The sequence below is a fragment of the Micromonospora sp. NPDC020750 genome, from assembly GCF_044334565.1.
Lineage (GTDB): Bacteria > Actinomycetota > Actinomycetes > Mycobacteriales > Micromonosporaceae > Micromonospora.
Map to the genome: position 1 here is coordinate 119519 of NZ_JBIRTH010000003.1, position 26111 is coordinate 145629.

24 protein-coding genes and 1 pseudogene are annotated in these 26111 nt (G+C 72.5%); 11 read left to right on the forward strand and 14 right to left on the reverse strand.

All coding sequences use genetic code 11. The features are described from left to right. Window positions 1-58: 58 nt before the first annotated feature. Window positions 59-2302 (reverse strand): cellulose binding domain-containing protein, encoded by a 2244-nt coding sequence (locus tag ACH4T9_RS10745; RefSeq protein ID WP_396670865.1) that lies wholly within the window; start codon window positions 2300-2302, stop codon window positions 59-61. A 244-nt stretch (window positions 2303-2546) separates the two neighbouring features. Between ACH4T9_RS10745 and ACH4T9_RS10750 the strand changes: the two genes are divergently transcribed. Next, a complete protein-coding gene (locus ACH4T9_RS10750) occupies window positions 2547-3995 on the forward strand; it encodes a pyridoxal-dependent decarboxylase (protein WP_396670866.1) in 1449 nt (482 codons plus the stop codon). A 327-nt stretch (window positions 3996-4322) separates the two neighbouring features. Here ACH4T9_RS10750 and ACH4T9_RS10755 read toward each other — a convergent pair whose 3' ends face one another. Beyond that, window positions 4323-5282 carry a sulfite exporter TauE/SafE family protein gene (locus ACH4T9_RS10755; RefSeq protein WP_396670867.1) on the reverse strand — a complete coding sequence of 320 codons (960 nt, stop codon included), beginning with the start codon at window positions 5280-5282 and terminating at the stop codon, window positions 4323-4325. Between the two features lie 201 nt (window positions 5283-5483). Next, window positions 5484-5954, reverse strand: a complete 471-nt coding sequence (locus ACH4T9_RS10760; RefSeq protein ID WP_350885060.1) for an Rrf2 family transcriptional regulator — start codon at window positions 5952-5954, stop codon at window positions 5484-5486. 216 nt (window positions 5955-6170) lie between these two features. Here ACH4T9_RS10760 and ACH4T9_RS10765 point away from each other — a divergent pair, with 216 nt between their 5' ends. Then, the gene (locus tag ACH4T9_RS10765; RefSeq protein ID WP_396670868.1) at window positions 6171-7508 is read left to right on the forward strand and encodes a protein kinase; all 1338 of its coding nucleotides are present in this window, start codon (window positions 6171-6173) and stop codon (window positions 7506-7508) included. A gap of 24 nt (window positions 7509-7532) precedes the next feature. Continuing rightward, entirely contained in the window at window positions 7533-9299 is a 1767-nt protein-coding gene (locus ACH4T9_RS10770; protein ID WP_396670869.1) for an extracellular solute-binding protein, read from the forward strand. Here ACH4T9_RS10770 and ACH4T9_RS10775 read toward each other — a convergent pair whose 3' ends face one another. The 3 genes from ACH4T9_RS10775 to ACH4T9_RS10785 form a co-directional block, all read right to left on the reverse strand. Next, the gene (locus ACH4T9_RS10775; protein WP_396670870.1) at window positions 9300-10181 is read right to left on the reverse strand and encodes an acyl-CoA thioesterase; all 882 of its coding nucleotides are present in this window, start codon (window positions 10179-10181) and stop codon (window positions 9300-9302) included. It abuts the gene before it with no gap. Then, window positions 10178-11626, reverse strand: a complete 1449-nt coding sequence (gene pyk / locus ACH4T9_RS10780) for a pyruvate kinase (RefSeq protein ID WP_396670871.1) — start codon at window positions 11624-11626, stop codon at window positions 10178-10180. Before pyk ends, ACH4T9_RS10775 begins: the two co-directional genes overlap by 4 nt. A gap of 279 nt (window positions 11627-11905) precedes the next feature. Then, a complete protein-coding gene (locus tag ACH4T9_RS10785) occupies window positions 11906-12271 on the reverse strand; it encodes a YciI family protein (protein WP_396670872.1) in 366 nt (121 codons plus the stop codon). 174 nt (window positions 12272-12445) lie between these two features. On the opposite strand from ACH4T9_RS10785, the gene ACH4T9_RS10790 reads away from it, so the two are divergent. From ACH4T9_RS10790 to ACH4T9_RS10810, 5 genes are all read left to right on the forward strand, one after another. Beyond that, complete coding sequence (locus tag ACH4T9_RS10790) at window positions 12446-14071, forward strand: GMC family oxidoreductase (protein ID WP_396670873.1); 1626 nt, start codon at window positions 12446-12448, stop codon at window positions 14069-14071. A gap of 261 nt (window positions 14072-14332) precedes the next feature. Beyond that, window positions 14333-14842 carry a hypothetical protein gene (locus ACH4T9_RS10795; RefSeq protein ID WP_396670874.1) on the forward strand — a complete coding sequence of 170 codons (510 nt, stop codon included), beginning with the start codon at window positions 14333-14335 and terminating at the stop codon, window positions 14840-14842. 118 nt (window positions 14843-14960) lie between these two features. After that, on the forward strand, window positions 14961-15587 hold the full coding sequence (locus tag ACH4T9_RS10800; protein ID WP_396670875.1) for a hypothetical protein: 627 nt from the start codon (window positions 14961-14963) through the stop codon (window positions 15585-15587). 115 nt (window positions 15588-15702) lie between these two features. Continuing rightward, window positions 15703-16575: an aldo/keto reductase gene (locus tag ACH4T9_RS10805; RefSeq protein WP_396670876.1), complete on the forward strand. Its 873-nt coding sequence runs from the start codon at window positions 15703-15705 to the stop codon at window positions 16573-16575. Window positions 16576-16687: 112 nt separating this feature from the next. Further along, window positions 16688-17131, forward strand: coding sequence for a nitroreductase family deazaflavin-dependent oxidoreductase (locus tag ACH4T9_RS10810; RefSeq protein WP_396670877.1), 444 nt, complete (start codon window positions 16688-16690; stop codon window positions 17129-17131). Between the two features lie 111 nt (window positions 17132-17242). On the opposite strand, the gene ACH4T9_RS10815 is transcribed toward ACH4T9_RS10810, so the two are convergent. The 4 genes and pseudogenes from ACH4T9_RS10815 to ACH4T9_RS10830 form a co-directional block, all read right to left on the reverse strand. Continuing rightward, window positions 17243-17743: a hypothetical protein gene (locus tag ACH4T9_RS10815; protein WP_396670878.1), complete on the reverse strand. Its 501-nt coding sequence runs from the start codon at window positions 17741-17743 to the stop codon at window positions 17243-17245. Between the two features lie 72 nt (window positions 17744-17815). Then, a complete protein-coding gene (locus tag ACH4T9_RS10820; protein ID WP_396670879.1) occupies window positions 17816-20038 on the reverse strand; it encodes a M48 family metalloprotease in 2223 nt (740 codons plus the stop codon). A gap of 319 nt (window positions 20039-20357) precedes the next feature. Next, window positions 20358-20645: pseudogene (locus tag ACH4T9_RS10825) on the reverse strand (hypothetical protein). Between the two features lie 17 nt (window positions 20646-20662). Beyond that, window positions 20663-20881, reverse strand: a complete 219-nt coding sequence (locus ACH4T9_RS10830) for a hypothetical protein (protein ID WP_396670880.1) — start codon at window positions 20879-20881, stop codon at window positions 20663-20665. Window positions 20882-21487: 606 nt separating this feature from the next. Between ACH4T9_RS10830 and ACH4T9_RS10835 the strand changes: the two genes are divergently transcribed. Continuing rightward, a complete protein-coding gene (locus ACH4T9_RS10835) occupies window positions 21488-22600 on the forward strand; it encodes a trypsin-like serine peptidase (protein WP_396670881.1) in 1113 nt (370 codons plus the stop codon). Between the two features lie 112 nt (window positions 22601-22712). Here ACH4T9_RS10835 and ACH4T9_RS10840 read toward each other — a convergent pair whose 3' ends face one another. Together ACH4T9_RS10840 and ACH4T9_RS10845 are read right to left on the reverse strand one after the other, a co-directional pair. Further along, complete coding sequence (locus ACH4T9_RS10840) at window positions 22713-22865, reverse strand: hypothetical protein (RefSeq protein WP_396670882.1); 153 nt, start codon at window positions 22863-22865, stop codon at window positions 22713-22715. Further along, window positions 22862-23059, reverse strand: a complete 198-nt coding sequence (locus ACH4T9_RS10845; RefSeq protein WP_396670883.1) for a DEAD/DEAH box helicase family protein — start codon at window positions 23057-23059, stop codon at window positions 22862-22864. The genes ACH4T9_RS10840 and ACH4T9_RS10845 overlap by 4 nt, the downstream gene beginning before the upstream one ends. Window positions 23060-23099: 40 nt before the next feature. On the opposite strand from ACH4T9_RS10845, the gene ACH4T9_RS10850 reads away from it, so the two are divergent. Together ACH4T9_RS10850 and ACH4T9_RS10855 are read left to right on the forward strand one after the other, a co-directional pair. After that, complete coding sequence (locus ACH4T9_RS10850) at window positions 23100-23456, forward strand: hypothetical protein (RefSeq protein ID WP_396670884.1); 357 nt, start codon at window positions 23100-23102, stop codon at window positions 23454-23456. A 109-nt stretch (window positions 23457-23565) separates the two neighbouring features. After that, complete coding sequence (locus tag ACH4T9_RS10855; protein ID WP_396670885.1) at window positions 23566-24495, forward strand: aminoglycoside phosphotransferase family protein; 930 nt, start codon at window positions 23566-23568, stop codon at window positions 24493-24495. A gap of 102 nt (window positions 24496-24597) precedes the next feature. On the opposite strand, the gene ACH4T9_RS10860 is transcribed toward ACH4T9_RS10855, so the two are convergent. Next, complete coding sequence (locus ACH4T9_RS10860; protein WP_396670886.1) at window positions 24598-25050, reverse strand: hypothetical protein; 453 nt, start codon at window positions 25048-25050, stop codon at window positions 24598-24600. A gap of 86 nt (window positions 25051-25136) precedes the next feature. Next, the gene (locus ACH4T9_RS10865; protein ID WP_396670887.1) at window positions 25137-26045 is read right to left on the reverse strand and encodes a LysR family transcriptional regulator; all 909 of its coding nucleotides are present in this window, start codon (window positions 26043-26045) and stop codon (window positions 25137-25139) included. Window positions 26046-26111 lie beyond the last annotated feature (66 nt).

Below are 26111 nucleotides of genomic sequence, written 5' to 3' on the forward strand. Positions count from 1 at the left end.
CCTGCCACCCTGCTTTGCCGGTCTCCCCGGTGGGCAGGGCATCCAGCACGACGAGCGCTCAGCGCAGGTAGATGTTCGGCACGGGCGGGGTTCCCATGCCGTCCCCGATGAAGAAGCCCGGGTGCGGCGGCTGGTTGTAGGCCGTGTTCTGCCACGCGATGGCGGCCCGGTACTGCGGGTCGTGCATCAGGGTGTGGATCCGGGTGCCGGTCGGGGTCGGGGTGCTGTAGATGCGCAGGGCGGTGCTGTCGCTGGTGCGCCACACGACCTCCTCGCGCCAGTCGCCGAGGATGTCGCCGGACAGCGCCGGGGTCGATTTCGTGCCGTTGTTGGAGCTGACGCCGCTGCCGGTGAGCAGTCGGGCCTCGCCGCCGGTGCCGTACTTGTCGATCTTCGTGCCGTCGAGGAGTTCGCGCACCGGGTCGCCGTCCCACCAGGCGAGGAAGTTCGCCGAGGACGGCTTGCGGCCGACGTTCTGGCCCCTGGTGTTGGCCAGGCCGTCGACGGCGGAGGACCAGGACTCGGCGCCGGGGCTGCCGGCCCAGATGTCGGCGCAGACGCCCCGGCCGTTGTCGCCGGAGGCGGCGGTCGACCAGATGATCTGCCCGGTGCGGACGTCGGCGAACCAGGAGCTGGGCTTGCTGGCGTCCTCGTCGACCTTGAAGATCTCCAGGCCGGCGCGGCTGGGGTCGAGATCGCCGACGTGCAGGGCGTCGCCGTGGCCGTTGCCGGTGGAGTAGAGCAGGCGACCGTTGTCGTCGATGGTGGCCGCGCCGTAGACGATCTCCTGCCGGCCGTCGGCGTCGACGTCGGCGACGGAGAGCTGGTGGTTGCCCTGGCCCGCGGCGGCGGAGTTGCCGGAGGCGTTGGAGTCGAACGTCCACCGCTTCGTCAGGGCGCCGTCGCGGAAGTCCCAGGCGGCGATGACGGCGCGGGTGTAGTAGCCCCGGGCCATGATCAGTGAGGGGCGTTGGCCGTCGAGGTAGGCGGTGCCGGCGAGGAACCGGTCGACCCGGTTGCCGTAGCTGTCGCCCCAGGAGGAGACGGTGCCGCGCGGTGGGTCGTAGCTGACGGTGGACGCGATCGCGCCGGTCCGGCCGTCGAACATGGTCAGGTACTCGGGGCCGGACAGGACGTACCCGCTGGAGTTGCGGTGGTCCGCCGAGGAGGAGCCGACGATCTGGCCGGTGCCGGAGCGGGTGCCGTCGGCGGTCTTCATGGCCACCTCGGCCCGGCCGTCGCCGTCGTAGTCGTACACCTGGAACTGGGTGTAGTGGGCGCCGGCCCGGATGTTGCGCCCAAGGTCGATGCGCCACAGCCGGGTGCCGGTCAGGGTGTACGCGTCGACGTGGACGTTGCCGGTGTAGCCGGACTGGGAGTTGTCCTTGGCGTTGGACGGGTCCCACTTGAGCACGATCTCGTAGCGGCCGTCGCCGTCGAGGTCGCCGACGCTGGCGTCGTTGGCGGCGTAGGTGTACGTCTCCCCGGTCGGGGTGGTGCCCCCGGCCGGCGGCTGGATCGGCACGTCGAGGTAGCCGCCCGCGAACTGGAGCGCCGGCCCGGACGCCGCCTGCTCGACGCCGTTCACCACGGCCCGCACCGTGTACGCCGCCCCGGCGGCGGCCCCGCTGTCTAGGTGGTTGGTGGCACCGGCGATCGGGCTGCCGTTGACCCTGGTCGAGCCCCGGTAGAGGTTGAACGACACCCCGGAGGTCTCGGTGCCCAGCAGCCGCCAGGAGACCAGGTTCCCGCTGCCGGAACGGACGCTGATCAGGCCCCGGTCGAGGTCCTCGACCTGCTTCGCCCCGGCGGGCGGGGTGGTGGGGGGCGGCGTGGTGGGCGGCGGCGCGGTGGTCGTCGGGGTGGTGGCGCCGGTGCAGGTCGTGCCGTTGAGCGCGAAGCTCGCCGGAACGGGGTTGCTGGCGTCGTTCCACGAGGCGTTGAAGCCGAAGTTCGCGGTGCCGCCGGTGCCGATGGCGGCGTTGTAGCCGGCGTCGCGGGCGGTGACCTGGGCACCGGACTGGGTGACGGTGGCGTTCCACGCCTGGGCGACCTGCTGACCGGCGGTGTAGGACCAGGTGAGGGTCCAGCCGTTGACCGGGTCGCCGAGGTTGGTGACGGTGACGTCGGCGCCGAAGCCGCCGCCCCACTGGTTGGTGATCTTGTAATCGACGCGGCAGCCGGCGGCGGACGAGGCTGCCACGGCGCCGAGGGTGCCGGCGGTCAGGGTGGTGGCGGTGAGGGCGGTGGCCGCCGCCGCGGCGAGCAGGGCGGTGCGGCGACGGGATCTGCTGGGGTGCACGGGCGTGCCTCCGGGGAGGTCGGGCGCGCGGCGACGCGATGCCCGTCGGCCTGCCCTGGGCCGGCGGTGGCGGTGCGCCGCGCTGGGGCGGTGGGGGACGAATTGACGTCCGTAGTTCGACTCCGCGCTGCACGAATGCTAGGACAACGCTTTCCGCCAGGCAACAGCCGCGCCGACCGCGCCCGTCGGAAGCACCCCCGGACGGGACCTTGCCCTCGGCGGCTGGATTTGATCAACTCGGCGGATGGCTGAGCACATGGACCCCGAGGAGTTCCGCCGGGCCGGGCACGCGGCGGTGGACTGGATCGCCGACTACTGGGCGACGCTCGGGCGGCGCCCGGTCACCTCACCCGCCCCGCCGGGGACGCTGGCAGCCGCGCTGCCGACCGGCCCGACCACGCACGGCGAGCCGGTCGAGGCCCTGCTCGCCGACCTGGACGACCTGGTCACCCCGCACCTGACCCACTGGCAGCACCCGAGCTTCTTTGGTTATTTTCCGGCGAACACCTCCGGCCCGAGCGTGCTGGGCGACCTGATCAGCTCCGGGCTCGGCGTGCAGGGCATGCTGTGGGCAACCAGCCCGGCCTGCACCGAACTGGAGACGGTGGTGCTGGACTGGCTGGCCGGGCTGCTCGACCTGCCGCAGCGGTTCCGCTCCACCGGCAGCGGCGGCGGCGTGATCCAGGACTCCGCCTCCTCGGCGACCCTGGTGGCCACCCTCGCCGCGCTGCACCGGGCCAGCGCAGGCCAGTGGCGGGCCGCCGGGATCGACCGCCGCTACCGCGCCTACACCTCCAGCCAGGGCCACTCGTCCATCGAGAAGGCGGCCCGGATCGCCGGGCTGGGCCTCGACGGGGTACGGGTGGTCGACGTCGACCCGGAAACCCTGGCCATGCGCCCGGACGCGCTGCGCGAGGCGATCCGGGCGGACCTGGCGGCCGGCGACGTGCCCGCGATCGTGGTGGCCACGATCGGCACGACCTCCACCACCGCCGTCGACCCGCTGCCGGAGATCGGCGCGATCTGCGCGGAGCTCGGCGTCTGGCTGCACGTCGACGCCGCGTACGCCGGGGCGGCGGCGGTCTGCCCGGAGCTGCGCTGGTCGCACGCCGGTCTGGAGTACGCCGACTCGTACTGCTTCGACCCGCACAAGTGGCTGCTCACCGGCTTCGACTGCGACGCGTTCTGGGTGGCCGACTCCGGTGAGCTGATCGAGGCGCTGACGGTGCTGCCGGAGTACCTGCACAACGCGGCGACCGAGACCGGGGCCGTGATCGACTACCGGGACTGGCAGGTGCCGCTGGGGCGTCGGTTCCGCGCCCTGAAGCTGTGGTTCGTGCTGCGCTGGTACGGGGTGGAGGGGCTGCGGGCGCACATCCGCTCCGGGGTGGCCCTCGCCGACCGGTTCGCCGCCCACGTCCGCGCCGACGGCCGGTTCACGCTCGCCGTACCGCACCCGTTCTCGCTGGTCTGCTTCCGGCTCACCGCCGGCGACGAGGCCAGCGCCGAACTGCTGTCCCGGGTCAACGCCACGGGCCGGGTGTTGCTCACCCACACCCGGGTCGCCGGCCGGTACACGCTGCGCCTTGCGGTCGGCTCGCCACTGACCACCCAGGCGCATGTGGACGAGGCATGGGAGCTGCTCTCCACCATCGCGGGGACGATGCTGGAGGAGCCCGGAGCCAGCCGCTGAAGATCCGCGACAGCCTGACGGCACGCCGGGGGTGATACGCCTTCCAGGCGCTATGGAGCTGCCCGCACCAACGGGGCATCTTCGCGTCGCGGTGGGCACCGTCGGCCGAGGACATGCGCTACCGGTAGCGCAGACGGGGCAGCTCCATAGGCAGCCCGACAGCTCATGCAGCTGCCCTCCCATGGTCCTGAGGCACAGGGCAACGTCGAGGAGCGCCGGGCGACGCTTCGGCTCCACAGCCCGGCGAGGCGTACCCCAGCTCTGCCGGACCGCCTCAGCGACCAACGACCAACGACCCTGAGTCCAGGGCCCAGGGCCCTCCGACCGTCAGCCCTCGGCGGTGGCAGTCACCGGGACGGGCCGCGACGGGGCGTCGTCCGCCACCGGGGCAGCCGAAGCAGCGACGGCGGCCTCGACCGTGGCGCGGGCGTCGCGGACGCGGCGCAGCGCGCGGACGGCCAGGACGATCGCGACGAGCCAACCGGCGGCGAGGAGCCCGTAGACCAGCCACTGGGCCCCGCCGGGTAGGCCGCCGACGCGGATCAGGGTGCGGGCGTTGGTCAGCACGATCACGCCGCCGATGGTGGCGCCGAGGAGCTGGGCCGGGACGATCCGGACCAGCCAGGCGGCGATCGGGGCGGCGATCAGGCCGCCGATCAGCAGGGCGGCGACGGTCGGCAGCAGGAAACCCTCGGTGCCGAGGCCGATCAGGAAGCCGGCGCTGGCCGCGCCCGCCACCACGAACTCGGCGGTGTCGACCGAGCCGATGACCTTGCGGGGCTCCATCCGGCCGGAGACCAGCAGCGCCGGGGTGGCGACCGGACCCCATCCCCCACCGCCGGTCGCGTCGACGAAGCCGGCGACCAGGCCGAGCGGGCCGAGGAACCGGCCGCGCAGCCCACCGGCGGCGCGGTTGACGCGCAGCGGCCGGGAGAAGCGCACCAGCAGGTACGCGCCGAGGGTGAACAGGATCGCGGCCATCCATGGCGCGGCCGCCTCGGTGGAGATGGCGCTGAGGAAGCTGGCACCGGCGAACGCGCCGAGCGCGCCGGGAACGGCGATGCGGGCGACCACCCGCCAGTCGACGTTGCCGAACCGCCAGTGGGCCACCCCGGCGGCGAGCGTGGTGCCGATCTCGGCCAGGTGCACCGAGGCCGACGCGGCGGCCGGGGCGACCCCGGCGACGAGCAGCAGGGTGGACGAGGTCAGCCCGTAGGCCATGCCGAGCGAACCGTCGATCAGTTGCGCGACGAGCCCGACCAGGGCGAGGACCAGCAGCTTGCGCACGAGCGCCCCCTGACTTTGCGGCATATCCTATCGACTTGGTCGACAATGCGGCACGGGTCGCCCCGGGTCAAGTCCCCGATCGGCTGATGGGACGCGCCGGACGGCCGCCACCCGTGGCGCGGTCGGCGATCCTTGGCGGTGCGGGTAGCGCCGGTGGCGATCCGTGGCGGTGGCGGTGGCTGGTGGCGCGGGTGGCGCCGGTCAGCTCCAGGCGCGCGGGTCGGCGGCCAGCTCGTTGACCCGCGCGGGGAGCGTGCCGTTGGCCACGTCCGCGACGGTGACCAGTTCGAGGATCTCCCGCTCGCTGGCCCGCAGGGCGATCCACACGTCCTGCAACGCCCGCGCGGCGCCGAGGTAGCCGAGTTGCTCCGGGCGCTGCCCCCGGACGTGTGCCAGCGGCCCGTCGATCACCCGGATCACCTCCGCCAGGGAGATGTCGGCGGCCGGCCGGGCCAGCCAGTACCCGCCCTCGGGGCCGCGCTGGGCGTGCACGATCCCGCCGCGGCGCAGTTGCAGCAGGATGCTCTCCAGGAACTTCGGCGGAATCTCCTGCGTCTTGGCGATCTGCTCGGCCGTCACCGGGCGGGCCCGGCCGGCGCCGGCACCGTCGGCGACCGCCGCGAGTTCGGCGGCCGCGCGGAGGGCGTAGTCGACCCGAGCGGAGAGACGCATGTCGGCCAGGTTAGTCGCCGAGCCGACCGGCCAGGCTGCCGCCCCTCGGCCGAACGGTCGAACCGCCCTCGTCCCACCGCCCGGCCGGGCGGCTCTCGTCGGTGGCGCGGTCGTGGCACCATACCGGTGTCGTCGCACGACGGGGACCCGACGACGCGTCAGCGCGCAGAGCGGAAGACAGCCAGGCCGATAGGGGCAGCGACAGCGATGCCGGACATGACGCCGCTGGGTCCGCGGGATCCGGACCGGGCGGGCCCCTACGAACTGCTCGGCCGCCTCGGTGCGGGCGGTCAGGGCGTGGTCTACCTGGGCCGCGAACAGCAGGGCGGGTTCGTCGCCGTCAAGATGATCAACCTCGACCTGCACCACAACCCGCGTGCCAAGGCCCAGTTCGCCAAGGAGATCGCCGCCGCCCGGCGGGTAACGCCGTTCTGCACCGCGCAGATCCTCTTCGCGGACGTGGACAGCGACCCGCCGTACGTGGTGAGCGAGTACATCGAGGGCCCGACCCTGCAACGGCACGTCCGCGAGTACGGCCCGGTCACCGGCAACGCCCTGCACCGGCTGGCAGTGGGCACCGCCACCGCGCTCGCCGCGATCCACCAGTCCGACGTGGTGCACTGCGACCTCAAGCCGGACAACGTCGTCCTCGGCGCGGACGGCGCCCGGGTCATCGACTTCGGCATCGCCCGGGCCCTCGACGTCACCGAGACGATGACCAGCAGGGTCATGGGCACCGCGCCGTACATGGCGCCGGAGCGGTTCCGCGACGACGAGGTGGGCCCGGCCAGCGACGTGTTCGCCTGGGCGGCGACCATCGCGTTCGCCGCGGCGGGCCGACCGCCGTTCGGCACCGGGACGGTCGTTGCGGTGATGAACCGGGTGCTGCACGACCCGCCGGATCTGGCCGGCCTCTCCGGCCCGCTCGGCGAGCTGGTCGGGCAGTGCCTGGACAAGGACCACCGGGCCCGGCCGCCGGCCGAACAGGTCCTGCTGCGCCTGCTGGGGCACACCCCGCACGCCGGGGCGGCGGTGCCGATCCAGACGGCGCTGCGGGCGGGCACCGACGCGGCGGCCACCCAGGTGGTCCCCCGCCAACCGGCGATGCACGAGCCGACCGTCTACCCACCGGCGACGCACGGGCCGACGGCGCCTCCGCCCACCGCCTACCAGCCCACGACGCACGGGCCGACGGCTCCCCCGCCCACCGCCTACCAGCCCACGACGCACGGGCCGACCACGTACCGACCGGTGGGGCGCGGGCCTGAGCGGGACACGTGGTCGCGGCGGGTGCGCCGGCAGTACGCCGATGCCTGGGGGATCTCGGCCGCCATCTTCCTGGGCGCGGCCGGCGGGGCCGCCGGGTACGTGGCGACCACCGCCCCGGGCCCCGCCGCCGCCGTGGGGGCGGTGACCTTCGTCGTGGTCTACGGTGTCCGTCTGCTCGTCGCCACCGCGCTGCCCGGAGCAGCCGCACCGGACGCCCCCGCACCGGACGGGTCCGGGGCGCCCACGTCCGACCGGGGCGGCCCCGCGGCCTACCCCGGCACCTGAACCCGCGAACCCCTGGAGGATCCGATGGCCCCCGGTCAGCCTTCCGCCCGGCCCTGGTTGCCGTTGACGGTGGCCGTGGTCGCCGGGCTCGCGGTCATCGCCGCGGCGTACGTGATCGTGCGGCCGGATTCCGGCGCGGACCGCTCCTCGTGCGTGGCGCTGGAGGTGAACTCCTCGACGGAGAAGGACCAGTTGCTCGGCCAGCTCGCCGCGAAGTACAACGACAGCGACCGGCGCTTCGACGGGCGCTGCGCCCAGGTGACCGTGCACGGGCTCAACTCGGGCAAGGCGATGGAGGCGTTGGCGGGCGGTTGGGCCAGGCAGCAGCCGGCGATCCCGGCGCCGCAGGTGTGGCTGCCGACGTCGTCGCTGTGGACCGGTCGGCTGCGGCTGCTGGACGAGACGAACGGCCGGCCGGCGCAGACCCCCGACAAGTACCCGTCGATCGCGAACAGCCCGCTGGTCATCGCCATGCCCAAGGAGAAGGGCGAGCTGGTGCAGCAGCGCGGCCCCCTCGGCTGGGCGGACGTCCTCGGGCTGTCCGGGGACCAGGGCTGGGCGGCCTTCGGCCGGCCCGAGTGGGGCCGGTTCACCTTCGGCAAGGACAACCCCAACCTGTCCACCTCGGGGCTGGCGGCCACCATCGCGACCTACTACGCGGCGGTGCAGCGCTCCAGTGACCTGACCGAGCCCGACCTGGCGCAGCCCGCGGTGACCCGGTTCGTGCGCGAGATCGAGGCGAACGTCTCGCACTACAGCGACGACTCGGTGGACCTGCTGCGCGACCTCGCCGAGGCGGACCTGGGCGCGGGCGGCGACGCGCGGACGCGGGACATGAGCGCGGTCGTGGTGCAGGAGGAGCTGGTCTACCAGTACAACCAGGGGCAGCTCAGCCCCACACCGGGCCAGAAGCCCCGGGTCCCGCTGGTGGCGGTGCACCCGAAGGAGGGCACCTTCAACCTCGACCACCCGTACGTGGTGCTGCCCTCGGCCGACGAGGCGCAGCGCGCGGCGGCGCAGGACTTCCTGCGCTTCCTCCAGGACGGCCCGCAGCAGCGCACCTTCGACGAGCTCGGATTCCGCGACCACGAACGCCGGCCCTCGGACGAGCTGGTCTCCGTCGTGCGGGGCGGGCCCGCCGGGAACCTCAACTACTTCGATCCGCCGGAGCCGGAGGTGGTGGACGCGATCCTGCGCGGGTGGAGCACGCTGCGCAAGAAGGCGAACATCCTGTTCGCTGTGGACGTCTCCGGCTCGATGACCAAGAAGGTCGGCGGCCGGTCCCGGCTCCAGGTCGCCACCGGCGCCGCCGGCAAGGCGGTCGGCCTGCTCAACTCGGCCGACCAGGTCGCCCTCTGGTCGTTCTCCTCGGAGACGTCGCAGCGCCCGAAGCCGCACCGCGAGGAGCTTCGGCTCTCGCCGTTCAACAAGGCCGGCTTCACCGGCAAGCTCGGCGGCCTGAAGGCCGACGGCGGCACCGCGCTGTACGCGACGGTCCGCGCCGCGCACCGCCAACTGCTCGACGACTACGACCCGGACCGGATCAACGCGGTGGTGGTCCTCACCGACGGCAAGAACGAGTACCCGAAGGACAGCGACCTCGCCCGGCTGCTGAAGGACATCGCGCTGGACCCGGAGCGGCCGGTGAAGGTCTTCTGCGTCGCCTTCGACCAGGACTCCGACTTCGCCACCCTCGACAAGATCGCCAAGGCCAGCGCCGGCAAGGCGTTCGACGCCAGGGACCCGGGGACGATCGACGAGGCGTTCGTGAAGCTGGTCAGCAGCTTCTGATCAGGTGCCGACCCGGCGCAGCAGGCCCTCCTGCACGACGCTGGCGACGTGCCGGCCGTCGGTGGTGAAAACCCGGCCGGTGGCCAGCCCGCGCGCGCCGGAGGCAGACGGGCTGCCGCAGTCGTACAGGAACCACTCGTCGGCCCGGAACGGCCGGTGGAACCACAGGGCGTGGTCGAGGCTGGCCCCGACCACGCCGCCGGGCCCCCACACCTCGCCGTGCACCGACAGCACCGAGTCCAGCAGGGTCAGGTCGGAGGCGTACGTCAGGGCGCAGGCGTGCAGCAGCGGGTCGTCGGGCAGCTTGCCGTCGATGCGCATCCAGACCCGCTGGTGCGGGTCGGCGGGCCGGTCGCCGGGGCGAACCCAGCCGGGCTCGCCCACGTAGCGCACGTCGATCGGGCGCGGGATCTGCCCCCAGATGCCCAGCCGCTCCGGGTAGCGGGACAGCCGGTCGGCCATCGTGGGCACGTCGTCGGGCGCGGGCACGTCCGGCGGGGTGGGGGCCTGGTGGTCCAGGCCCTCCGCGGTCCGCTGGAACGACGCCGACATGAAGAAGATCGGCTGGTGGTGCTGGAGCGCCACCGAGCGGCGCACGGAGAACGACCGGCCGTCGCGGACGTTCTCCACCTGGTACTCGATGGGCTCGGACGGGTCGCCGGGCCGGACGAAATAGCCGTGCAGCGAGTGCACGAACCGCTCCGGGTCGACGGTGCGGCCGGCAGCGACCAGGGCCTGGCCGGCGACCTGGCCGCCGTACACCCGCTGCGGACCGACCGGGGGGCTAACCCCCCGGAAGGTCATCTTGCCGGTCTGCTCCAGGTCCAGGACCCCGAGGAGCTGGTCGACGGCAGCCTGGCCGACGGCGACCGGGTCGGTCACTGCAACGCCCGCGCGGACGCCGCGTCGACCAGCGAGCCGAGCTGGTGCACCCGCAGGGTGTTGGTGGAGCCGGGGGTGCCGGGCGGGCTGCCGGCGACGATCACCACGTAGTCGCCCGGGTTGGCCCGGTTGAGCCCGAGCAGCGCCTGGTCGACCTGGCGGAACATCTCGTCGGTGTGCTCGACGAACGGCATCAGGAACGTCTCCACGCCCCAGCAGAGGGCGAGCTGGCTGCGCACCTCGGGCACCGGGGTGAAGGCCAGCAGCGGCAGGTCGCAGTGCAGCCGGCTCAGCCGCTTGACGGTGTCACCGGTCTGCGAGAAGGCCACCAGGGCCTTGGCGCCGATGGCCCGGGCGATCGAGGACGCGGCGACCGTGAGCGCCCCGCCGTGGGTGCGCGGGTCGTGCTGGAGCCGGGGCACCCCGATCGAGCCGGCCTCGGTGGTGGTGATGATCCTGGCCATGGTGCTGACCGTGAGCACCGGGTACTTGCCGACGCTGGTCTCGCCGGACAGCATCACCGCGTCGGCGCCGTCGAGGACCGCGTTGGCCACGTCGGAGGCCTCGGCGCGGGTCGGCCGCGAATTCTCGATCATCGAGTCGAGCATCTGGGTGGCCACGATGACCGGCTTGGCGTTCTCCCGGCAGAGCTGCACGGCGCGCTTCTGCACCAGGGGGACCTGGTCCAGCGGCATCTCGACGCCGAGGTCACCGCGGGCGACCATGACGCCGTCGAAGGCCAGCACGATCGCCTCGAGGTGGTCGACCGCCTCGGGCTTCTCGACCTTGGCCAGCACCGGCCGGTACAGGCCCTCCTCGGCCATGATGTTGTGCACGAGCTTGATGTCCTCCGCCGAGCGGACGAAGGAGAGCGCGATCATGTCGACGCCGAGGCCGAGGGCGAAACGCAGGTCCTCGGCGTCCTTGTCCGACAGGGCCGGGACGCTGACGGCCACGTTGGGCAGCGAGACGCCCTTGTTGTTGGAGACCGGGCCACCCTCGGTGACCAGGCAGCGGATGTCGTTGCCGACCACGTCGCTGACCTCGATGGCCACCCGGCCGTCGTCGATCAGCAGCCGGTCGCCGGCCTTCACCTCCTGCGGGAGCTTGCGGTAGGTGCAGGAGACCCGCTCCTTGGTGCCGAGGATCTCGTCCCCGGTGATCACCACGGAGTCGCCGGTGCGCCACTCGTGCGGGCCGTCGGCGAACCGGCCGAGCCGGATCTTCGGGCCCTGGAGGTCGGCGAGCAGGGCCACCGGCCGCCCGGCGGCGTCGGAGGCCTCGCGGACGAGTCGGTAGACCGCCTCGTGGTCCGCGTGGCTGCCGTGGCTGAAGTTGAGTCTCGCCACGTTCATGCCCGCCTCGACGAGCCCCCGGATACGCTCCGGGGACGAGGTGGCGGGGCCAAGAGTGCAGACGATCTTCGCGCGGCGTGTCACGCCCATCAGGCTAGTCTCTCCTCCGGGTCGGTCTACGGGCCGACCCCTTTCGGATTGCGGAACAGTTCTGCGACGACGCGCCACACCCGCGCACCCGGCGGGCGGACTCACACCCGGAACCATCGTCCGGAATCGTCGTGTCGGCGGGCATCGGCGACCGCGCGCCGGGAATCGTACCGCCCGGCGTCACCTCCCTCGGGCGCGCTCCCCACCACTGGGCGACGGTATCAGCGGACGGGCTGCGACCGCCGTCACGATGCCGACACCCCGCCGGCCGCCGAACGGTCAGCTCTCCGTCTTGGCCAGGGGAAACTCCACCGCGCCGGCCGGGCAGAGGAACGTCAACACGTCCACCCGGTAGAGCCCGGCCTGCACCGCCGGGTCGGCCTCCATGACGCCGCGCACGTCGTCCACCGAGCCGGTGCGGGCCAGCCCGAAGCCGATCGGCGGGTCGGGCTCGCGGGCGGGGCCGTCGATCGAACCGGCGACCAGCACGATGCCCCGTCGTTGCAGCACCCGCATGTGTTCGGTGTGCTCGGCCTGCAACCGCTGGACCGTCTCGTCGGGCAGCGCCCGCCCGGCGGGACCCGGGTAGAGCACGATGCACTCGTAGGTGTCGAGCGCGAAGTCGACCTGCGGCATCCCCGTCATGTCGCTCCTCCCCCCTGGCCAGCGTCGCACGGGCCGGCCGGCTGCGGAGCCACTCGAGCCGATCCGCCACGCCGGGTGACCCGACGGACGCGCGGGGCGACCCCGACCTTTCCCCTCGGTGATCGAGCAACTACCTTCTGAGTGGTTCTCGTATCCGTCGAAGCGGGAGGCCCCGTGCAGGAGTACGACTACGTCGTGGTGGGCGCGGGCGCCGCCGGGTGCGTGCTGGCCAACCGGCTGAGCGAGGACCCGACGACCCGGGTGCTGCTGATCGAGGCGGGCGGCTGGGACCGCAGCCCCTTCGTGCGGCTGCCGAAGGGGTTCAGCCGGCTGATGGACGACCGACGCACCGCGTGGCACTACCCGGCGGAGGCGGCGCCCGCGCGGCGCGAGGTGTGGCAGCGCGGCCGGCTGGTCGGCGGGTCCAGTTCGATCAACGGCATGGTGTACGGCCGGGGCGACCGGGTCGACTGGGACGGGCTGGAGCGGCTGGGCAACCCGGGCTGGGGCTGGGACACCCTACTGCCGATCTTCAAGCGGCTGGAGGACCACCCGCTGGGGGCCTCCGAGATGCGCGGCGTGGGCGGGCCGCTGCGGCTGTCCTCGGCGACCGGCACCGACGAGCTGTGCGAGGCGACGATCGGCGCCGGGGAGGCGCTGGGCTGGCGTCGGGTGGACGACCTGAACGCCGAGGACGGCGAGCGGATCGGCTATGTCACCGCCACGATCCGCGACGGACGCCGGGTCAGCGCCGCCGACGCGTTCCTGCACCCGGTCCGGGACCGACCCAACCTGACCGTGGCCGTGGAGACGGAGGTGCTGCGGGTCCTCGTCCACGCCGGCCGGGCCATCGGGGTGCGGACCCGCCGCGCGGGACGGACGGTCGACTACGCCGCCTCGGCCGAGGTGATCCTCGCCGCCGGGGCGATCGCCAGCCCGCAACTGTTGCAGGTCTCCGGGGTCGGGCCGGCGGACACGCTGCGCCGGGCCGGGGTGGCCGTGCTGCTGGACCGGCCCCGGGTGGGGCGCGGGCTGCGCGAGCACCGGTCGACGCCGGTGCAGTTCCGGCTGGCCGGCAACGGCGGGTACAACCACATGCTGGGCAGCCTGGTCGGGCAGGGGTTGGCCGCGCTGCGGTACGCGCTGACCCGGCGCGGGCCGCTGAGCCTGCCCGTGCAGGACATCGGGGCGCACTTCCGCTCCACCCCCGACGTCGATCATCCGGACGCGCAGTTGCTGGTCGCGCCCTTCTCGGCGGCGCCACGCCGCCCCGGTCACGCGCTGGAGCTGGAGTCCGAGCCGGGGATGATGGGGCTGTGCACGGTCACCCGGCCGGACAGCGAGGGCAGCCTCACCATCACCTCGGCCGACCCGTCGGCCCCGCCCCGGATCGTCGCCAACTACCTCGACACCCCGCACGACCGGCGAGTCGCCGTGAACGCCTTCCGGCGGATGCGGGAGCTGTTCGCGACGGACCCGGTCGCCGGGCGCATCGCGGTGGAGACCGTGCCCGGCCCGGAGGTGCGCGACGACCGGGAGATCGTCGAGGCGACGCTGGCGCTGGGCTACTGCGGGTACCACGCGGTGGGCACCTGCGCGATGGGGCCGGACGACGAGCACGTCGTCGACCCCGAGCTGCGGGTGCGCGGTGTCGACGGGCTGCGGGTGGTGGACGCCTCCGTGCTGCCGGTGCTGGTGTCGGGTTACCTGAACGCCCCGGTGATGGCGCTGGCCTGGCGGGCGGCCGACCTGATCCTGGGCCAGGTGCCGCAGCCGACAGGTGTCGGACCGGCGTCGTAGCGTCCCCGGGCATGGGAACGAGCTATCAGTTGTCGGGGGTGATGTCGGTGGCGGCGTTGGCGCTGCGGTGGGGCGCTGGAATGGCGCGTCTGCTCACCACCGACGGTATCGAGGTCAGCGGCCCCGTGTCCCGGCCCGGGCACGTTGATGTTGCCTGCGCACTCGGCGCAACGAACGTCTCCGTCGACCCGGGCAGCCGTTGCTGCCCCCGTAGATTCTCAGCGCGCGCCCGAACTCGTTCTACCCTGAGGAGCATCGCCCATGACCGACCTGCCGCCCGTGTGGCTTCTCGACGTGGACGGCGTCATCAACGCCAACAGACCCGGCTGGGGCGGCCCACCCCTCAAGGGCCGCTGCTGGTCGAACGCCGACAACTACGAATACACGCTGCGGTGGGCGCCCTCGCTGATCACCCGCATCCGCGATCTTCACCGGGCCGGCGCCGTGGAAGTCCATTGGTGCAGCACCTGGTGCGCCGACGCCGCCGCACTGGAATACCTGTGGGCGTTTCCGCCCCTGGCCCGTGCCTTCACCGAGCCCTTGCGCGGTGAGGAGGCGTCCGCGGCGAAACTCGCCGCCGCCCGGCAGGTACTCGCCGACGGCCGCCGGCTGATCTGGACCGACGACACCGAGGTTCCCCTGGCCGGCGACGTCTACGACGAGCTGATGTCGACGGGGCGGGCCCTGCTGATCCGGCCGAAGATGTCCACCGGCTTGCAGCCTGAGCATATGGAGGTCATCGAGGCAGTCGCGCGAGGTGAAGCACTCTGAGCACTGACATCGAGATGTCCGGTGACCCCTTGCGGGATCTCCGGGCTTCGGCTGGGTGGACGCCTCGCCGGGCACCGCAGCCGACGGGTGTCGGACCGGCGTCGTAGCGTCCCCGGGCATGGGAACGAGCTATCAGAGCATTTTGGCCGTCGGCGAGCTGGCCGCCGTGCGCGCGGCGGTGGGCGACGCCGGCCGGGAGGCGTACGTGACGGCGGTCGGGTCACGGCGGTGGGCGGTCGTGCCGCGCGAGGAGGAGGAGAGCGGCTACGCCGAGGTCGACGACCTGGCCGAGCTGATCAGCACGGTGACGGGCGAGCCGGCGGTGGCCTTCAACGTCTTCGACTCCAGCGTCATGTCGGCCACCGTCTACGTCGCCGGCGAGCTGGCGCACGAATACGTCTCCGACCGCTCCTGGGTCACGGAATACTGGGACGACGACGACAACGAATTCTGGGCCGGTTTCGACGGCACCCTGTACCCGGTGGACGGCCCGCTGCCGGCGCCCGGCCCGTCCGGGGCCGACCCGGAGGCGTTCGTGGCGCTGGGTGTGGGCGAGGTCGACCCGGAGCGCCTGGGGGCGGCGCTGCGCGGCGACGTGCCGCTCGACGACGCGCCCAGGCTGTTCGCCGAGTGCCAGCACACCGAGATCCTCGACGCGCTGGGCCTGCAGCCGTGCCCGCTGACCCAGCCGTTCCGGCACGCCCACCTCGATCACGTGCCCGCGCCCCTGCACCTGCGGCCCTGACCCGGTGTCGCCGGGCAACCCCGCGATCGGCTTGCGGGCCGCGATCCGGGGAAATGCCACCGTACGGCGTCGGGGGTTCGCCGACGACGGCACACAGGGATTGGGGGTTCCTCTCATGGGCAACGACGCTGGCAGGCAGCCCGCGAAGGCATCCGGCACGTATCGGATCGGCGGCGACCTCCAGGTCGACCGGCTCGGCTACGGGGCGATGCAGCTCACCGGGCCGGGCGTCTGGGGCGATCCGTTGGATCCGGCCGAGGCGGTACGAGTGCTGCGCCGGGCGTACGAGCTGGGCGTCACCTTCATCGACACCGCAGACTCGTACGGCCCGTTCGTCTCGGAGATGCTGATCAGGGAGGCGCTGCACCCGTACGCCGACGACCTGGTCATCGCGACCAAGGCCGGGCTGACCCGCGCCGGCCCGGCCGACTGGCGGCCGGTGGGCCGGCCGGAGTACCTGCGCCAGCAGTGCGAGCTGAGCCTGCGCCACCTCGGCCTGGACGCCATCGGGCTGTACCAGCTGCACCGGATCGACGCCCAGGTGCCACTGGCCGACCAGCTCGGCGAGCTGGCGTTACTCAAGCAGGAGGGCAAGATCCGGCACATCGGGCTCTCCGAGGTGACCGTGGAGCAGATCGAGGCGGCCCGGGAGATCACCCCGATCGTGTCGGTGCAGAACCTCTACAACCTGGCCGACCGCAGCGCCGAGGGCGTCCTCGACTACTGCGAACGCAACGACCTGGCGTTTATTCCGTGGTTCCCGATGGCCACCGGCAACCTGGCAAAGCCGGGCGGGCCGCTGGACGCGATCTCCACCGGGCACGGGGCGACGCCCGCGCAGCTCGCGCTCGCCTGGCTGCTGCGCCGCTCGCCGGTCATGCTCCCCATCCCGGGCACGTCGTCGGTGGCGCACCTGGAGGAGAACGTGGCCGCCGCCGAGGTGCGGCTCACCGACGACGAGTACGAGGCCCTGGCGAAGGCCACCTGAGCGCCGGGCGATCCCGCACCCGGCCCGGCGACGGGTCCCACAGCCGGGCAGGCGGTCGTTACCCTCCGATGGGGACGCAGGGGGCGTACCGCGAGCGCGAGGAGGCGACGGCATGGCCGCACCGCAGCAGGGCGAGACGTTCGAGGAGAGCCCGGTCGGCTGGGTGGCCGAGCACGTACGGCGGTACGTGGCGACCGACGGCGCCGAGGGGGCCACGTACCACGGCTACGACGCGTTGCTGGTCACCACCCGGGGCCGCAGGTCCGGCACCCTGCGGCGGACGGCGTTGTACTACGGCCGGGACGGCGACCGGGTCGTGCTGGTCGCCTCCAACGGGGGCGCGGCGGCGCACCCGAACTGGTACCTGAACCTCGCCGCCGACCCGGAGGTGGAGGTGCAGATCGGTGCCGAACGCTTCCGGGGCCGGGCCCGGACGGTCTCCGGCGTGGAACGGTCCCGGCTGTTCGAGCTGATGACGAAGGTCTTCCCCCGGTACGCCGGTTACCAGCGCGACACCGACCGGGAGATCCCGGTCGTGGTGATCGAGCGGGCCTGACCGCCGGTACTTCCGGTCGTGCCGCGCGGGCGGGCCCGGTCCGGGCCGCCCGTGCGGGAATGCGCATCCGCACGGGCGGGACGGGCGTCGGAGCCCGCTCGGGCTCGTCGGTCAGGTGGCCGGGCCGGGCCCCTCCGGGCCAGCCGGCGGGAGCGCCCGCCCGTCCTCGGGCGGCAGTGCCCGGTCATCTGCCGCCGGGAGCGCCCGGTCGGCCTCGGAGCCGGCCTGGTCAGCCACCGCTCCCCCGGCCTGCCGCAGCGCCCGGGTCGCCTGATCGATCAGCTTCGTGGCGTCCGTGCGGCCGTTGACCTGGATCTCCACCTCGGACTCCCCCGCCCGCACCCGCACGGTGACCTCGGTGCGCTGCTGGTCGACCCAGCTCTGCAACAGGCCGAACAGCCCCGGCAGCAGCGCCTGGGCCACCACCGCGATGATCACCGCGTCGCTGAACCCGGGTCGCCCGCCGGTCCGCCCGCCGGAGTCCCGCACCCCGGCACGGAACTCGGGGCGCTGGTGCAGCCAGTCCAGCAGCGGCACCCGGGGCGGCCGGGCGGTGCGCGGCACGAGCACCAGCCGCACCGGCTGCCGGGCCCCGGTCGGGGTCTCGGTCACGTGGTCCCTCTCCTTCACTCGTCTTCCCCGCGCCACCGCGTGCGGGGCCGTTCCCGTCATCGGCGGCCGGCCTCACTCGCCGGGCTGGAACGTCAGCCTGCCGTCCACCACCGACAGGACGCCGGTGACACCGAACGTGTCGTCCTCGGTGAACGGGCTGGTCCCGTAGAAACCCGCGGTGGTGCCGGTGGCCAGGGCCGTCCCCTGCCCCTCGTACGGCGTCGAGACCTGGGCCGTGGTGGGGCCGGTCAGGGTCAGCTCCACCTTCGGGTACTCCGTGATCCTCCAGGCGATCTTCTTGACCGTCGCCCCGTTGTAGTAGCGGAACGGGCAGTTCTCCGGCGCGGCCACCTGCTGCGCGGCGCAGGCGTCCAGGTACTTCCGGACCTCCTGCTCGGCCGTCGACCGGGCGGTCGGCGTCAGGGTCGGCTCCAGCCGCACGTCGCCGAGGTTGCCCTGCCCGGGTGCGGCCAGGACGACCTGCGGCGGGGTCTCGGCGAGCGGGTTGGACTGCCCGCCCACCGTGTACGCCCCGGGCAGCAGCGGAACGCTCTTCCCCTCCGGCCCGACCGGCACCGACAACCCGTTGATCGTCAGGCCCGACTGCCCGGCCGGCAGGCCGAGCCACGGGGAACTCTCGCTGATCCCCCAGCCGTGGAAGACCCCCAGGGTGGCGGACTCCTCCCGCTCCAGGTGCAGCTTCGCGGTCGTCTTCCGGCCGGCGAGGGTGAACTCGACCGTGGCGACCGCCTCGTCGCCGTCCCGTTCGATCGACGTCACGTCGACGTCCTCGGGTGGCTGGTAGTCCTTCGCCTCGACCAGCGCGGCGAGCAGCTCCAGGTCGCCGCCGGACGGTCGTACGCCGGGGGCCAGCGACTCCAGGGCCGCGCGGGCGTCGTGGTCGGCCAGCCCCGAGAAGTACCCGTCGACCACCGTCGCCGGCCGGAAGAACGCCCACTGCGCCGCCCCGAGCAGGGTGCCGCCGAGGCCGCAGGCCAGCGCCAGCAGGCCGGCCACCAGCACGGCCCGTGGGGACGCGATCGCCCCCGGCCGCCCGAACAGGTCCTCGGCGGTGACCGGGGCGACGTCCCCGGCGGGCCGCTCGGCACCGTCGGCCGCCGGGGCGAGCAGTTCCAACCGGTCCAGCCGCAGCTCGGACGCGGGGTGGGTGGCGCAGACCGCCTCGTCCCAGCCGCTGCGCCCGCTCTCGAAGGACTTGCGCCGCTCCAGCATGTCCCGCATGCCCCGGGCGTGGCCGGCGAGCACGGCACCGGCGTCGGCGCGGTACTCGGCGGCCCGGACGTCCCGGGAGTGCGGGGGCAGCACCACATACTTCATGGTGAGCAGCACGGGCCAGAAGAAGACGAACACCACGAGGTTGGTGGCCGGGTGCGGGAAGGTCCGCATCAGCCATGCCGGCACCGCGTGCACCAGCACCAGCGGCAGCGCCACCCCCCGGACGAACGCGCCGGTCACCTCGTCGCCGGTGTGCCAGTGCACCAGTTCGTGGCTGAGCAGCGCCGCGATGTCCTCGTCGGACTCGTCGAGCAGACTGGTGGTGACCACCACGTGCCGGGCGTACGCGCGGGCGTTGGTGAGCACCGGGTCGTCCTCGATGAGCAGCCGGGGCACGTTGGGCAGGCCGAGGGCGCTCGCGCAGTCGTACAGGATGGGCCTGAGCCGTTCGGCCTCGCGGCGGCTGAGCTGACGCGCCCCCGAGACGGTCAGCAGCCAGGGTTCCCACAGCACCCGGTAGAGGGTGTAGAGCACGCCGACCAGCGCGGCGGCCGCCACCATCCCGGCCAGGCCGGTGAACAGGTTCGCCGGCTCGTCGAACGCGTCGCGCCACGGCAGCACCAGCACCACGAGGAAGCCGGCCAGGAAGCCGATCGCGAAGCCGGCGAAGCCGCCGAGCACCCCGCCGGACCGGTTGAGGAACGTGTCGAGCAGGGCACCCACCAGAGGCGCGTCGCGCAGCACGGACGGCACGGCATCGGGGGCGCCACTCCCGCCGGCGACCAGGCCGTAGACGGCGAGGCCGACTCCGCCCAGGACCGCGCAGAGCAGGGCCACGGGTACGTAGAACCAGGTGGCCAGGAACGCGCCCAGCACCCCGCGCCAGTCCCGCAGGATGCCGGCGCGCAGCCAGACCAGGGCGTTGGGGTAGCCGAGGGGACGGTTGGCGAAACTGTTTCCGAGCCGGGACCGGTCGGCCGGCTCGGTGGGCGGCTCGGGGTCGGTGGGCGTCTCTACAGTGGCGGGTCTGACCTGCCGGTCAGTTTCCGGGTCGCGCACGGCGGCTCCTCGACTCGGCCGCCACCGGGGCGGGTGGCGAACGGGGACGGTTCACGGGCACGGCGTATCGGACGGGCGGCTCGGCCGACCGTCGGAGGAATTGCGCAGGTGCGGAGAATAGCGTCGTCCCGCTGATGGAATCGACGTCGGCACATTACCTGTCCCGAATGGATCTCGCCACCAGTATTCCTACAGTGCTTCGTGACAGACGTAAGGTTGACAAAGCGCGGGCGCGTGGCAGTTTCACGAAGGTGAAGCTGCCTCGCCATTCCCCAAGGCGAACACCGATGCCGCTCGCTCATGAAGAAAGCATGCGGAGCTATGAACCCGCGAGCGGCGCCGACCGCCGAGGGGCCGGCTGTCGCGGCCGGCGCGCTCGGCGGTCGGCCGGGGCCGCGGCCAGCGCGGAGGGGGCCAGCACCCGGAGCCCGGCCTTCTAAACGAAGATCGACCGTCGCGCCACCGCGTCGCCCCTGTCGTCAAGTTGGTAGCCGTCGAGCCAGATTCAGGCGTCGTAGGTGATCCAGTCCGCTTGCACGCGGATCAATCGGAAGAAGATCGGCTGCACGAACTGAGGGCTCGCCGCCCGGGTCACGTGGAAGAGCATCCCGGCCCGGAACTCGATCAACGCACCCAGCCGGGGAAGCGGCGGTGGAGCGTACCGGCCGGGGCCCAGTTGATGTCGTGGCTGGCGGCCACGTAGTACGAGCCCATCAAGAGCGCGAGGGAGATCGGCGCGGAGGCGTACTCCTGGAGGAGTTCGTTTCGGCGGGTGGCGCAGGGCCATGGGGCGGCGCAGCCGGCGCAGAGCCAGATGGGCAGGACGGGGCCGTGCTCGGTCACTGGTCCTCACCCGGCCAGTGGCCCCGGTTGATCGGGATTTTGTGTCTATGTCGGCAGGGCAGCTCGTTCCCGCACTTGCAGACGTACCGCCACCTGATCCACGACCAGACCGGCCGATGCCGGCGGGCCAGGGTCATCGCCGTAGCGAGCAGATACTCCTTGAAGGACAGTCTTCGCGGCATGCAGCCACGATCCCGGTAGGACAACGAGTCAAACGGCAATAGCCAATCGGACAGTAGCTATCCAACTACTTTCGGCTTTCATGGGCCGTGGTGCGGGTTCCTGATGGGGCCCTTCGAGATCGCAGAGCGCCTGGGCGTCGCGGCAGCGGTTCCAGAGGGTCATGCCACGCCAGGAGAGTCCGGCAGCGACACGCCAACCGCCGCCCCACGACCTCATCACCGCCGTGACCAGTAGTTACCCGACTACGCAGTGGCCCTGCCTCACCGCCACCCAACGCACATCATCCTTGCCGACGTCCACTCAACCCAATGATCACATTGTCCGGCAGGCGACAGTTCAGCGGCATCCGGACGCCCTAACCTCCGATCATCATTTCTCGCACTCGGAGGTAGCATGCTGCGAAATTTGCGCCGCAGTCTCATCGTGATCACAACATTCACGGTGGCCGTGGCCTCGGCAGCGGGGCCGGCCAGCGCGGTCGACTCCTCGTCGTCGCAGCTAAGGCAGGCGGCCGGGACCTCGGCCCAGCTCAGCCCAGATGTGGCCCGGAAGGTTAAAGGCACCGGCCCCGCCGCACGTAACCGGGCTCTGGCCGAGTACTGGACTCCGGAACGGATGCGCAACGCCCGCCCGGTGGAGACGGTGCCGCGTAAGAGCATGGAGCCTGGCACCACCCTCCCGGCCGGGGCCGGAATCGATCGCGCCCAGGATCCTGTCATCGTTCCACCGGCCGCCCCGACGGTCGCACCCCCGGCGGAGGTCGCCACGACCAACGGGAACGCTGTCGTGACCCCCAACGCCATCCCGCCCAACGAGCCCCCTCCGGTCACCAGCCCCAACACCTACCTGCCCGACTACCCGACGGGTCACCAGGTGGCCCGGACCATGGGCAAGGTCTTCTTCACCATGGGAGGACAGGAAATGGTCTGCTCGGCCGGGGTGGTGACCAGCCCGGGCAAGGCGCTGGTGTGGACCGCCGGCCACTGCGTGCACGGGGGTGGCAGTAGTGGCACCTGGGCTCGCAACTGGATCTTCGTGCCGAACTACACCCTGAACTCTTCCGGAAATCCTGTCGCTCCCTACGGCATCTGGTATGCCGCTGCATTGTTCGCCGCTCGTGACTGGATCGACTACAAGAGGCAGTACAGTGACCTCGGTGCAGTGATCATGCAGTTCCGCGGTGACAAGCTGCTCCAAAATGTGGTGGGCTCGCAGGGCATCGCCTTCAGCCTGCCCTACTACCCGTCTATCGCCGCTTTCGGATACCCGGCCGAAGCGCCGTTCAACGGGGAGCTTCTGTGGCGAGCAAATAGTCCGTCAGGCGACGCCGGAGCCAGCGTCAGCTACATGCTGAGCGGGATGAACGGTGGAAGCTCAGGCGGCTACTGGCTGGCTGACTTCAACGGCGCAACCGGCCTGGTGAACGGGCACAACGCCTTCACGGTGGACGGTGTTCGGGGACACATGTTTTCGCCCTACTACGGGATGAGCACGCGCGAATTCTACGACGAGGTCAAGAACTACACTCCGTCCTGATGATCTGATCGGAGCACCGCCACCGAGTTGGCGCTCAGTTCAGAAGAGGGCTGCCCGGTCGGACCGACCGGCCGGGCAGCCCGCCGTCTCACTCCGCCCCAAGGGACGGCGATCAATCCGTGTCGACTCGCGAGCCCGACGCGCCGAGCGCTTCGGCGATGGCGGCGAACTCGCGTAGCGCCGCCTGTAGATCCTCGACGATCTCCTGCGCGATCACCTCGGGCGGCAGCAGCGCGTCGGCGTCCTCCAGGGAGGCGTCCTTCAACCAGGTGATGTCGAGGGGATGCGGCGGGCGCGGGCGTGCTTGAGCAGCCGGTAGCTGGCCGTCACCGCCGCGAACGTCTTCCCCGCCCCCGTGGCCATCTGCACGAGCGCACGGGGCCGGGCCTCGGCGAGCGAGTGCTCCAGCCCCTCGACCGCCTCGACCTGCGCCGGGCGCAGGCCGGCCCGGTCCAGCACGGTCGATTTCGACGCGGGTCTGCGCCTCGTTCAGCGGCTCGTGGGAGGCGCGGCGGGCGCGGGCGATGAACTCCTCCCGCTTGCCGGCGGAGACCTTCACCGGCTTCGCGCTGCTGCCGCGGACCACCTCTGTCTGCTGCTGAGCTTCACCAACGATCGGTTCGACCTGGCCAGGGAGGCAGCCGAACGCGGGAACGCCGGCCGGGCGTTGAAGGACCTGTGGCTGGCGCAGCAGGCGGTGGCAGACGCGCCCACCGCGTATCAGCTCTGGATGCGGTACCTGGGCGAGCTGGCAGACGTGAGCCCGGGGAGCCTGGGCGACGTCGGGGAGATGCTGATGGGCTTCGAGTCGTTCCTGCACGCCGCCCACGGAGCTGGCAGCGGCAACGGGCGCTGAGCCGGCACCCCGAAGCACATCCCGGCTTGAGCAGCCACGGGGTGTGCTCGGACGGCGAGTTGTCGCTCAGCTCCTACACTTCCTTTCCCTGTCAGACAAGGACGTCTCGATGAGCAGCACACCGCATCTCGGTCCCGTTCCCCAGCGCATTGCCGTCGACGCGGAACAGGTGCGTCGGCTTGTCGCCGACCAGTTCCCTCAATGGGCCGGCCTCCCCGTTCAGCCCGTAGCCATCGGTGGCTGGGACAACTGGAGCTTCCACCTCGGCTCCCGAGCGTTGGTGCGTCTGCCCAGCGCATCGGAGTACGCCCTGGCGGTCGACAAGGAACACCGGTGGCTTCCGGCGCTCGCCCCCCGACTCCCGCTGCCCATCCCCATCCCACTGGCGAAAGGCGAACCCGGCGCAGGCTACCCCTACCCGTGGTCGATCTACCCATGGCTCGACGGCGAGACGGCGAGTGCCGACCGCATCGCCGACCCCGTCCGGTTCGCGCTCGACCTGGCCGAGTTCCTGGCGGCCCTGCAGAGCGTCGATACCACCGACGGGCCCCGCCCCGGACAGCACAACTGGTACCGGGGCGGCACGCTGCGCACCTACGACGGCGGAGCCCGGCGCGCGCTCGCGGCACTCGACGGTCACGTCGACGTCGACCTGGCTCGCGAGATCTGGCAGAGCGCACTGGACGCCCGCTGGGACGGCGTGGAGCGCTGGTTCCACGGTGACGTCGCCCAGGGAAATCTCCTGCTCGACGACGGGGAGCTGTCAGCCGTCATCGACTTCGGGACATGCGGCGTCGGCGATCCGGCCTGTGACCTGGCGATCGCCTGGACACTGCTGACCGCCGACGGCCGGCAGGCGTTCCGGGAGCGACTGTCCGTCGACGAGGCGACATGGGCGCGCGGGCGCGGCTGGGCCCTCTGGAAGACGCTCGTCACCTATGCCCGGACCTTGCGCAATGCCGACGAGCCGGCCGCCGGCGCACGACGCATCATCGGCCAGATCTTCTCGGAGTACGAACTCGCGCAGCGCCGCCTGTAGGTCCTCGACGATCTCCTGCGCGATGACCTCGGGCGGCAGGAGCACGTCGGCGTCCTTCAGCCGGGTGATGTCGAGTTCGACAGGCCGGGCGGCACCGCAGGCTCAGCCGGGGTGGACCTGCGTGAGCACGGCCCGCAGCTCCGCCTCCGGCACCCGCTCCGGGTCGGCCAGCACGTCGACCGCCACGCCCGGCCCGACCAGCCGGAACGCCTCACCGTCGCCGATCAGGCCGGTGACGTCGCCGTCGACGAACTCGGTCGGCCGCCACGACGCGGCGTCCCGCTCGTGGTAGCCGGCGAGGAAGTCGCGCAGCTCGTCGAGGGTGCCCAGCCCGCCGCCGCGCAGGACGTGCACCCGCAGGTCGACCCGGTAGCCCTCCTCGACCTGCCGCTCCCATACCCGGGTACGGAATCGCACGTCCTCCCACTCGCTGGCGAAGTCGGACACCTCCGCCCCGATTCCCGCCGGCACGTACCCGATGACGAACCCGTCCAACTCGCCGCTCACCGGCACCTCCCCGCCGCCCGACCCGGCCCGCCGCCGAATCTTGGACACCTATCGTCCACAGCAGACGACAATTGTCCAAGGTCCGCGAATGCCGAAAGAGAAAGCGGCGAGTCGCGGCCCTGGCCCCGGGGCGGTCAGTCGTCGTCGAGTAGGGCGAGGAGATGGTGGACGGCCGGGTTCGTGGTGTCGCGGGGCCAGGCCAGGCGCACGTCGACGGTGGGCGTCGGGGCGGTGAACCGGCGCAGCCGTACCCCCGGCACCTTGAGCGCGCGGGCGCGACCGGCCGGCACCGCCGCGACCACGTCTCCCCCGGCCACCGCGCGGAGCAGTTGCTCGTCGTCCGGCTCCTGCCGGACGAGGCGGAAGCCGCCCTGCGGCCACACCTGGGCGATGGTCCGGTCGAACATGCCGGGGCCGTTGTCGCGCGGCCACATCACCGCGGGCAGGTCGACCACCTCGGCCCGGCTGATCCGGCGGCGGCCGGCGGCCAGCGGGTGCCCTACCGGCAGGGCGAGCAGCAGCTCCTCGGCCTCGACGAACCGGCACCTCAGGCCCGGCTCCTCGACCGGCGTGCGGACGAAGGCCGCGTCGAGCCGGCCGGCGAGCAGGCCGGCGACGTTGGGGGCGGTCCAGGCGGTCTCGGCGACCACCTCCACGTCGGGGTGGGCGGCCCGGAACCGGGTCACCAGGGCATCCACCCGGCCGCCGCGGGCCGAGCGGGTGTACGCCAGCCGGAGCCGGCCGTCCCGGCCCCGCACCAGATCGCGGATGCGGGCGGTGCCGGCGTCGACCTCGGCGAGCAGCCGACCGGCCTCGGCGGCGACCCGCTGCCCCACCTCGGTCAGCGTGCAGCCCCGGCTGGTGCGGTGCACGAGCGGGACGCCGAGCTGGCGTTCCAGGGCCCGGATCTGCTGGCTGAGCGCCGGCTGGGCGATGTGCAGGCGGGCGGCGGCCCGGGTGAAGTGCAGTTCCTCGGCGAGCACCGCGAAGTACCGCAGCCGGCGCAGATCCCACCAGGGATCCCGGGTTACGGAGTCGGGCATGGCAGCCATTATAAGCGCCGCTTATCGCCAACTGTGGTTTCCGTCTTGGACGGCGCACCGCCCACC